The sequence below is a fragment of the Streptomyces sp. NPDC056347 genome (genome assembly GCF_042262625.1).
Classification (GTDB): Bacteria; Actinomycetota; Actinomycetes; order Streptomycetales; family Streptomycetaceae; genus Streptomyces.
In genome coordinates this window covers 20888-30374 of sequence record NZ_JBHJQP010000095.1, presented here as the reverse complement: position 1 = coordinate 30374, position 9487 = coordinate 20888, and the positions used below count along the sequence as shown (strand labels likewise).

Genomic DNA, 9487 nt, shown 5'->3' with positions numbered 1-9487 from the left:
AGGGCCGCCCCGCGAAGGGCCGAGTCCCTAAGAACGCGCCCCGAACGCCGTCGCCGCCCGACGGAGCAGGGCTCCCCGGGCGGCGACGGGACGGTTCAGGAACGCGAGTCCTCGTCCCGGGCCTCGCGGGCCGCGTGCTTCTCCTTGATCCGCACGGCCTCCTTGCGGACATCGGCCTGGGTGGCGCGCTCCTGGCGGAGCCACTCGGGCTCCTCCTGCTTCAGCGCGTCGATCTGCTCGGTGGTGAGCGCCTCGGTGACTCCGCCGCGGGCGAGGCCCGAGATGGAGACGCCGAGCTTCGCGGCGACGACCGGCCGGGGGTGCGGGCCGTTGCGTCGCAGCTCCCGCAGCCACTCGGGCGGATCGGCCTGGAGCGCGTTGAACTCGGTGCGCGAGACGACACCCTCCTGGAACTCGGCGGGGGTGGCCTCGAGGTACACGCCCAGCTTCTTCGCCGCGGTCGCGGGCTTCATCGTCTGGGCGGTCTTGTGCGACGTCATGCGTACAAGGGTATCGAGCATGTGCGCTACCTCTGACCAGGGCCGGTAACCTGGCGGAGTGACAAGCTCGGAAGAAACCCCGTCGTTCCGGCTCGCGTACGTCCCGGGAGTGACCCCCGGCAAGTGGGCACGGATCTGGAACGAGCGGCTGCCGGACGTCCCCCTGACCCTCCTGGGCGTGGCGGCCGCCGAGGCGTCCGACGTCCTGCGGGGGCGCGACGCCGACGCCGGGCTCGTACGGCTGCCGGTCGACCGGACGGCGCTGAGCGCCATTCCGCTCTACACCGAGACGACCGTGGTCGTCGTACCGAAGGACCATGCCATCGCCGCGGCCGAGGAGGTCTCGGTCGCGGAGCTCGCCGACGAGATCGTGCTGCACCCGCTGGACGACACCCTCGAATGGGAGCGGCTCCCCGGACGGCCCGCGATCGAGCGCCCGGCCACCACGGCGGACGCCGTGGAACTGGTGGCGGCGGGGATCGGAGTGCTCGTCGTCCCGCAGTCGCTCGCCCGCCTCCACCACCGCAAGGACCTCACCTACCGGCCGGTGCCGGACGCGCCCGGATCGAGCGTCGTGCTGTCCTGGCCGGAGGACGAGACCACCGACCTGGTGGAGGAGTTCATCGGCATCGTCCGGGGACGGACCGTCAACAGCACCCGGGGCCGTCCCCGTTCCCGCGTCGAGCCGGAGAACAAGGGCGCCGAGACGGACGGCAGGCGCCGCAAGCCCGCCCCCGGGCGAGCGGCCGGGAAGCAGGCCGGCGGGAAGCCGCGGACCGGATCCGGCGGAGCCAAGCAGGCCAGGGCCGCCAAGCGGGGCAAGCCCCGCCGCCGGCCCTGACCGGACACCCGGGCGCGGTCCGGCTCAGCGCCGCCGGCGCCGCACCCGCGGTTCCGGTACGAGCCGTACGGCGCCGTTGAGCAGGTGGTCGATCAGGTCGTGCGAGGGCTTGTCCGTGAGGTTGGTCAGCAGCCGGGCCATGGCGTCGAGCAGGAACGGCGACCCCATCACGTACCGGTTGAGGACCGGCTGGAAGCCGGAGCGGCTGAAGACCAGGTCGGCGGCCTTGTTGCCGAGGCGGTAGTAACGCCCCCAGCGGCGGTTCATCTCGACGGGATAGCCGCGCAGCACCTGCTCGCGCCGGTGGCCCCGGGGCATCGCCAGGGCCAGCGCGGCGGATTCGGCGGCGACCTCCCCGGCCTCCATGGCCTGGCCGATCCCCTCACCGTTCCAGGGGCTGATCATGCCGCCGGAGTCGCCGACGAGCAGCAGACCGCGGGTGTAGAGCGGGTGGCGGTTGAAGCCCAGCGGCAGCGCGGCGCTGCGGACCGGACCCTGTGCGTTCTCCTCGCGCAGCCCCCAGGACTCCGGCGTGCGGGCCAGCCACTCGTCCAGCGCGGCCCGCAGGTCGGCCTTGCCGTGCCGCCGGTGCGGCAGCGCGCCGAGACCGACGTTGACGCGCCCGTCACCCATGGGGAAGATCCAGCCGTACCCGGGCAGGAAGTGGTCGCTGCCGGGGAACTTGAGGTCGGCCCAGAGCTCCAGGTACTCCTCCGCCGAACGCTCGGGACTGTGGTAGTAGCGGCGGGCGGCCGTCGCGATCTGCCGGCCCGGGTCGCGCTGCAGCCCCATGGCGAGGGCGAGGCGGGCCGAGGCGCCGTCGGCGGCGATCACGATCGGCGCGCGGAGGACCAGCGGCTCCTTCTCCCCGGTCGTGGCGGCGACCCCCGTGATCCGGCCGACCTTGTCGGTCAGCGGTCCGGTCACCTTCACCCCGGTGCGCAGCCGCGCCCCGGCACCGGCCGCGTGCCGCGCGAGGATGTCGTCGAAGTCGTGCCTGCTGCGGGAGAGACCGAAGTCCGGATACCGGCCCAGCGCGGGCCAGTCGATGTGCACCTGATGCTTCCCGGCGATCCAGCGCATGCCGCGCGAGCGGGTCCACCCCGGCGCCTTGATGTCGACGCCCATCCTGATGAGCTGATGCACCGCGCGCGGGGTCAGACCGTCCCCGCACACCTTCTCCCGGGGGAATCGGGACTTCTCCAGCAGCAGGACGTCGACACCGGCTCTGGCGAGGTGGAAGGCCGCGGACGAGCCCGCCGGCCCCGCCCCCACCACGATCACCTGGGCCTCCTCGTCCGGACCGTGATCGGACCGTGCGTCCGACGTGGACCGCTCTGGCGTCGTGTCCCGCATCGGGAACCCCTTCCTGGAGCCGGTGCCGTACCGGGGACGGCAGTCGTCCGCACATCATCGATCACGGGCGCACGGTCTGTGGGCCGGTCCGGGAAACCTTCACCCTCCCGCACACGAGCCGGGGCGCGAAGAGGACGCGCCCCCGCAACCGCACTGGTCCGGCGGCCCGGACGGCGGGTCGCGTCACCGCCGCCGGGGACCGCGGGCCCGCGGCGCCGAGGCCACCCGGCCCCGGGGCCCGCCCGCGTACGCCGCGAGCCCGCTCCGGCCGCTCACCTCTGCGCGAGGACGAACCAGACCTGCCCCGACGCGAAGGTCATCCGCCCGCCGTCCGGTGCGGTGAAGGACGTCGTGGCCCCGGCCGACGGGCGCGACCAGCGTGCCGCGTACTCCTTGCCGTCCCGCAGCACGAGCGCGTCCCCGGAGCCCACGGTCTCGGTGTACGGGGACATGCTGCCCCACTTGTCCCGGTACGCGGACGGGCGCACCGTCACGTACTGCACCACCACATCGGCCGCGCGCAGCCGCGCCCCGTCGGCCGTGCGGGCGGGGGTGCCGTCCATGGACACGAGCCAGCGGCCTTCCCCGGCGGACCAGGTGAACGCGAGGCTGGTCGCCGGATAGCGGACCGTGCGACCGGCGGACGGTCTGCCGCCGGGCACGGCGGCGGCGAACCGCAGCCCGAGGTCCTCGGCCGCGTTGCCCCCCGCGGTGGCGTGCGGGGCCCTGCCGGGGCGCAGGTAGAGGTTGTGCGGCGCGGCGCGGTCCCCGGCGCGGAAGAACGCGTCCGGGTCCCTGTCGGGGGTCAGTGGATTCAGCGGGGCCGCCGCGATGACGGGCAGGAGCTTCGACTGCGCCCCGGAGAAGGCGAGCGTGGGCCGGTCGAACTGGCGGAGCAGCTCCAGGTCCGTCTCCCGGGCGCTGCGCACCGGGCCGACCGTGGACGGAAGCCGGGACGAGTAGACCGCCATCATCCGGCTGAGGCCGGCCTCGACCTGCTCGACGTAGACCAGATCCGCCTTGTCCAGCCCGGACTGCGGGCGGGCGGCGGCGACGTTGTCGATCTTCACGGCGAGTACATGGCCGCGCCCGGTGGCGGAGGTGGGCGGGGCGGTTCCGCCGGGGGAGGTGCCCGTTCCGCCCTGGCAGCCGACCAGGACCGTGAGGAGCAGTGCCAGCGCGGCCGGCACCGCCGCGGCCGGTCGTTTCGGCCGGGATACGTGCATGGGGGCCGTCCCTTCCGAGCCGGGCGGCAGGGCGCCCGCGGCCGGACACCGTACACCGCGACGGGCTCGCCGCCCATCATCACGCAGAGCGGCGCCCCGGGCGCTTCACCGGCCGTGGTGCGGCGCGCCGGGGGCCGCTGCGTTCAGTAGGGAAGCGGACGGCCGGACGGAGTCCGCAGATCGAGCGGCGGCGGCCGGTTCGGTGACTGTGGTCGTCGGACGATTCTGATGCGGCCCACTGCCATCACCCCCTGTCGGTAATCCGTCATATGCCCGGCGGGCGGTCCGTTCATGCGGCGGCACGCCCACCGTCCTGGCCATCGGACCGGAACGGCCGGATCCTCTCATCGGGCATACGGCGCAAGGGATATGACGGAACGTCCGGCCGGTGGATCCGTCGCCGGAGCGGTGAGGAGAGGGAAGACGCCATCTTCCCGTCGCACGCGCGACAGCGCGGGCGCACGCTCGCTATCCTCCCCGCCATGAGTCATGAGCACGGCAAGGGTGGGGCGTCCGTCGAGGCTCCCCGGAGCGCCGGGTGACCGAGGCCATGGGCCCCGCGCCCGACGCCCGTACCGCCGAGGCGTGGCGGGTCTTCGGCACCCTCCTGCGCCAGTGGCGCAGGCGCGCCGGACTCACCCAGGTACAGGTGGGGGCCCGTGTCGGATACGACCACACCGCCATCAGCAAGCTGGAGCACGGCACCCGCCGCACCCCGCTGCCGCTGGCCCGCAGGCTGGACGAGCTCATGTCGGCGGACGGGGCACTCCTCGCCGCCTGCGAGGAGGCGGAGCGGTCCGGGGCCGGCGACGAGGGCCGAGCCGTGCTTCCGGCGCCGGTGCGCGCCCGCCGGGGCCCGCTGCCCGGCGAGCCCGCGGGCGGCACCCTGCTCGCCATGCTGCCGCCGGACACCGTCCTGCCCGCCCGCCTGCCCAGCTACGGCCAGATGTGCCCGGTGCACGGCCGGGAGGGCTGTACCGTTCCGGTGCTCGCCGACGTCGTCGCCCTGCACGCCACGTTCTGCTCCCTCGGCCCGGCCGCCGTCGACGCACCGGCACTGGACCTCGACACCGTGCACGCCCTGACGGCGCTCCTCGCCGCCTGCCTGCGTGCCGACGAGGAACGCGCCTGGCCCGGGGCGACCGCCGTCGTCGAGCGCACCCTGCACGCGATGCTCCGCTGGATGGCCCTGCCCGCGGCGCCCTACCAGCGCCAACTCGCGCCCCTGGCCGCCCAGTACGCCCAGTCCGCGGGCTGCCTGCGGCTGCTGTGGGGCCGTAACGCGACGGCGATGGCCTGGCTCGACCGCTCCCTGGGCTGGGCCGGACTCGCCGGGGACGTCGGTACGGAGGTGGCCGCGCTCAGCGACATGAGCACCCTGGCCCGGCTGGAGGGTGACGGACCGTCCGCCCTCGCCTACGGAGGTGCGATCAGGCAGGCCGCCGCGGGCCGGTACTGGGCGGGCGCGATGAGCGATCTGTACCTGGCCCGCGGCCATGCCGTCCGGGGCGACGCGCGCCAGACCCTGGGTCACATCGACCGCGCCCGGTCGCAGCTCGACCGGGTCGGCGAGCAGGACGAGACGGAGGCGCCCTGGCTCTCCGTCGCGTCCGTCCGGCTGCGCGTGGAGTCCGGTGCCGCCGGGGCGCTGCGCGACCTCGCCGCGGTGACCGGGGACCGCCGGCTGGCGCTGCGCGCGGCCGGGGCGGCCCGGTCGGCGCTGGGACTGCTCCCGCCCGGGATGCACTCGACGCGGATGCTCTTCCTCGCCCGGATGGCGGACGCCTACGCCTGCGCCCGGGACCCGCAGGCGGCGGTCGCCATCGCCGGGCCGGTGCTCGACACCACCGAGGTCAACGCCTCGACCCTGCTCGGACAGGAACTGCGCGGCCTGCACGCCCGGCTGACGGCAGGCCGGGGCCACCGGCCGGAGACCGAGGACTTCACTCGCCGGCTGGCCTGTGCCGTCCGCTGAGAACGCCGGAGGCGGGACGTGTTCGCACACGCCCCGCCCCGCGGTGGTGAACCGCTCGGATCAGCCGGGGATCAGCTCGCGTCCAGCGTCACGTCGTCCAGGACGAAGCTCGTCTGGAGGTACGCGTCCTCGTTGCTGGTGAACCCCAGGGTGACCGTCTGGCCGGCGAGATCGGCGACGTCGAAGGTCTTCTGGACATACGAGTTCGTGGCGTCCGCGTTGGAGTACGTCGCGAGCGTCCTGGTGCCCAGCTTCACGGTGAGCGTGTCGTACGCGGTCGGGTCACCCGCCGACTCCGAGGTGTCGGTGCGCAGGTAGAACGACAGCTTGTACGCCGAGCAGCCGGAGGGAATGGTCAGCGACTGCGAGAGCGTGTCCGAGTGCGCCGATCCCCAGCCGCCGAGCCAGGCCTGGTACGCGCCCGTGCGGGCCGGCTTCTCCGACGTCCGGTTGTTGATCACACCGTCCGACTGGGTCCACGGGGTGGTGCCGCTCTCGAAGCCGCCGTTGACGACGGCCTGCTTGGGCTGGCAGCTGCCGCCACCGCCCACGACCAGCGAGTACGTGGTGGTGTGGGTGGCCTTGCCGGTCCCGGTCACCGTCAGGGTGTACGTACCGGCCGCGGCCTGGGCCCCGGCGTTGACGGTCATCGTCGAGGAGGAACCCGACTGCACGGACGACGGGGCGAAGGAGACGGTCACCCCGCTCGGCGCGCCGGAGGCCGTCAGCTGCACGGACTGCGCGGAGCCCGAGGTCGTCGCGGTGGAGACCGTCGCGGTGACCGAGGCGCCCGGCTGGACGCTGCCCGAGACCGGCTTCACCGAGACGGAGAAGTCGTCGGAGGGCGCGGTGGTGCCGACCGCCGTCTTCCACAGGGTGTAGGCCACGCCGTCCGCGCTGCGGTCGAGCGCGGTCGCGTTGATGTTGGAGGTGGTGTCGCAGGACGAGTGGTAGCAGGGGTCGTAGGCACGGCCCGCGGTGCCGCCCCACTTGGTGGCCTGCGCCGACGTCTTGGTGGCGTTGGCGCCGGTCGCGTAGCCGGAGGTGGGGATGCCGCCCTGCTGGAAGGAGTAGTCGTCGGACCGGCCCTGGCCCTCGACGTTCTCCTCCGGCGCCAGGTTCAGCGAGTCCCAGTACTCCTTCATCGGGGCCGAGGCGGCCGAGTTGACGTTGTTGATGAAGTAGCCGGCATTGGTCGAGGCGACCATGTCGAAGTTGTAGTACGCCTTGATGGTGCTGCGCTGGGCGGAGCTCAGCTGGCCGACGTAGTGGGCGGAACCCTGCATGCCCTGTTCCTCGCCGGTCCACCAGGCGAAGCGGACGTGCTTGGTCATGGCCGGGTTCCGCTGGGCCAGGGTGAGCGCGTTCTCCAGCAGCGTCGCCGAACCGGAGCCGTTGTCGTTGATGCCGGGACCGGCCGTGACCCCGTCCAGGTGGGCGCCGAACATGACGGTCTGGTCGGACGGGCCGCCCGGCCAGTCGGCGATCAGGTTGTTGCCGCCGTAGGTGCAGCTCGTGCAGGTCTGCTCGCTGACGGTGTATCCGGCGGCCTGGAGCTTGCTCTTCACGTAGGCGACGGACGCCGTGTAACCCGCGCTCCCGGCCCGGCGGCTGCCGCCGTTCTGGGTGGCGATGGTGTTCAGCTGCGCGAGGTGCGCCTGCACGCTGGCGACGTCGATGTTCGGCGCGCCGCCGCCCGGGTTGCCGCCCCCGTTGTCGACGGTCAGGGTGTACTGCGCGGTGTGGCTCTGGGTGCCGTCACCCTTCACCGTGAAGGTGTACGAGCCGGGTGCGGCACCGGAGGACGCCGACACGGTCATCGTGGAGGAGGCACCGGCCTGCACCGAGGCGGGGCTGAAGGTAGCGGTGACCCCGCTCGGCAGACCGCTCGCCGACAGGGCGACCGACTGCGCGCTCCCGGAACTGACCGTGGTCCGCACCGTGGACGTCACCGAGGCGCCCGCCTTCACGGAACCGGAGGACGGGTCCAGGGACATCGTGAAGTCGTTGTTGCCGCTGGGCGTACAGGTCGGGTCGCCGGTCTGGGCGGGGACGCTGACGGCGTCCCAGGCGGCCTTCGTCCGGTCGAAGAACACACAGCTCTGGTCGAGGTTCTTCGCGGCGGTCAGCGTGGCCGTGCGGTAGCGCTTGTACGTCATCCCGCTCGTCTTCAGCAGCATGCCGCCGTAGAAGACCTTGCCCGCGCTCTGGATGCCGATGCCGGTGACCGAGGAGCTGTTGCAGGTCGGGCTGGACGGCTTGCCGCCACCGGGGTTCGAGCCCTCCGCCAGCAGGTAGAACCAGTGGTTGAGCGGCCCCGCCGCGGCGTGCTCCTCGGTGTTGGGTATCGAGGAGCTGTAGCAGTTCGGGTCACCGATCTGACCAGGGTTGTACATGATCCGGATCGGCCCGTTGCCGACCAGGTTGATCTTCTCGCCGACGGTGTAGTCGGGGTCGTCGTACGGGGCCGGCTCATTGGTGTACGCCTCGGTCAGGGCACCCATGATGTCACCGGTGGCCTCGCCGAGCCCGGACTCGTTGTTGGCTCCGCCCGGGGTGTACTGGTCGATGCCGTGGCCGAACTCGTGGCCGACCACGTCGATCGCGCCGATCCACTGGTTGGCGTTGTTGTGGCCGATGGAGACCGAGGAGCCGTCCCAGTAGGCGTTGACGTCGTTCAGCCCGACCTTCACCGGCCAGCTGCCGCCGTTGCCGTTGTGCCCGTTGCGGCCGAGCCAGTCCTTCAGCATGTTCCACTCGTGCTGCGCCGCCCACATCACGTCGACGCAGCCGGTCTCCTTGCTGGAGGCGTTGCCGGTGCCCCAGGAGTCGCTCGACTTGGTGAAGACCCCGCCCGTGCTGTAGTCGGCGCAGCTCAGGCCGGGCCGGTTCGGGTCGCGCAGCGAGTAGCTGCCGCCCGACGAGGTGGTGTCGATGGCCAGCGGCGACGGGCCGTTCCACTGGCTGTTGCCGGTGCCCGCCCTGACGTCGTCGTAAGTGTCGAGCACCTTGCCGGTGCCCGCGTCGACGAAGACGTGGAGACGGCTGGGGGCCTTGGCGGTGCGTCCGGCCAGGACCGTCTCCCAGGCCAGCCGGGAGGACTTCTCGGTGGCCCGGACGACGAGCCGGTGCGACTCCACCCGCCGCACGGTGCGCAGCTTCTTGCGGGAGGTCTTCTCGGCGGCCTTGGCGGAGACGGTCGGTGTGGTCGGCACGTTGATCCGCCGGGAGACCGCGGACTGGGTGCCGCGCACCCGGCCCTTCGAGTCGGCCACCACGACGGCGTCCCCGCCGACGACCGGCAGGCCGCGGTAGGTGCGCTGGTACGCGACGGAGTACAGACCCTTGACCCACGGGGTCACCATCTGCCGCTCGTACCGCTCCTCCGGGCCCTTCGCCAGGGTGTCCAGGCCGCTGGCGGCGGCCCGGTCGGCGGCCGACACGGCGGCCGTGAGCGCGCTCGGGGCGGGCGGCGGGGACGGTTCGGCGGACGCCGATGGCGCGCCGGTGACCACCAGCATTGCGGCGAGGACGGCCAGGGTCGTCCCGGCCGTCATCGGTCTGAGATTCATCGAGGCTCCTTGAATCG

General features: G+C 73.0%; 6 protein-coding genes. 2 read left to right on the top strand and 4 right to left on the bottom strand.

The annotated features are described in order from the left end of the window. Window positions 1-95: 95 nt before the first annotated feature. Window positions 96-500 carry a DUF5997 family protein gene (locus tag ACFCV8_RS21845; RefSeq protein ID WP_376687062.1) on the bottom strand — a complete coding sequence of 135 codons (405 nt, stop codon included), beginning with the start codon at window positions 498-500 and terminating at the stop codon, window positions 96-98. Between the two features lie 58 nt (window positions 501-558). Between ACFCV8_RS21845 and ACFCV8_RS21840 the strand changes: the two genes are divergently transcribed. Then, window positions 559-1341 carry a LysR family substrate-binding domain-containing protein gene (locus ACFCV8_RS21840; protein WP_376687061.1) on the top strand — a complete coding sequence of 261 codons (783 nt, stop codon included), beginning with the start codon at window positions 559-561 and terminating at the stop codon, window positions 1339-1341. Window positions 1342-1365: 24 nt separating this feature from the next. Here ACFCV8_RS21840 and ACFCV8_RS21835 read toward each other — a convergent pair whose 3' ends face one another. Together ACFCV8_RS21835 and ACFCV8_RS21830 are read right to left on the bottom strand one after the other, a co-directional pair. Further along, window positions 1366-2697 (bottom strand): geranylgeranyl reductase family protein, encoded by a 1332-nt coding sequence (locus ACFCV8_RS21835; RefSeq protein ID WP_376687060.1) that lies wholly within the window; start codon window positions 2695-2697, stop codon window positions 1366-1368. A gap of 272 nt (window positions 2698-2969) precedes the next feature. Further along, window positions 2970-3923, bottom strand: coding sequence for a DUF3048 domain-containing protein (locus ACFCV8_RS21830; RefSeq protein WP_376687059.1), 954 nt, complete (start codon window positions 3921-3923; stop codon window positions 2970-2972). A gap of 538 nt (window positions 3924-4461) precedes the next feature. Between ACFCV8_RS21830 and ACFCV8_RS21825 the strand changes: the two genes are divergently transcribed. Continuing rightward, entirely contained in the window at window positions 4462-5898 is a 1437-nt protein-coding gene (locus ACFCV8_RS21825) for a helix-turn-helix domain-containing protein (RefSeq protein WP_376687058.1), read from the top strand. Between the two features lie 71 nt (window positions 5899-5969). Here the strand turns inward: ACFCV8_RS21825 and ACFCV8_RS21820 are convergent, their stop codons facing one another. Next, complete coding sequence (locus tag ACFCV8_RS21820; protein WP_376687066.1) at window positions 5970-9455, bottom strand: M28 family peptidase; 3486 nt, start codon at window positions 9453-9455, stop codon at window positions 5970-5972. Window positions 9456-9487 lie beyond the last annotated feature (32 nt).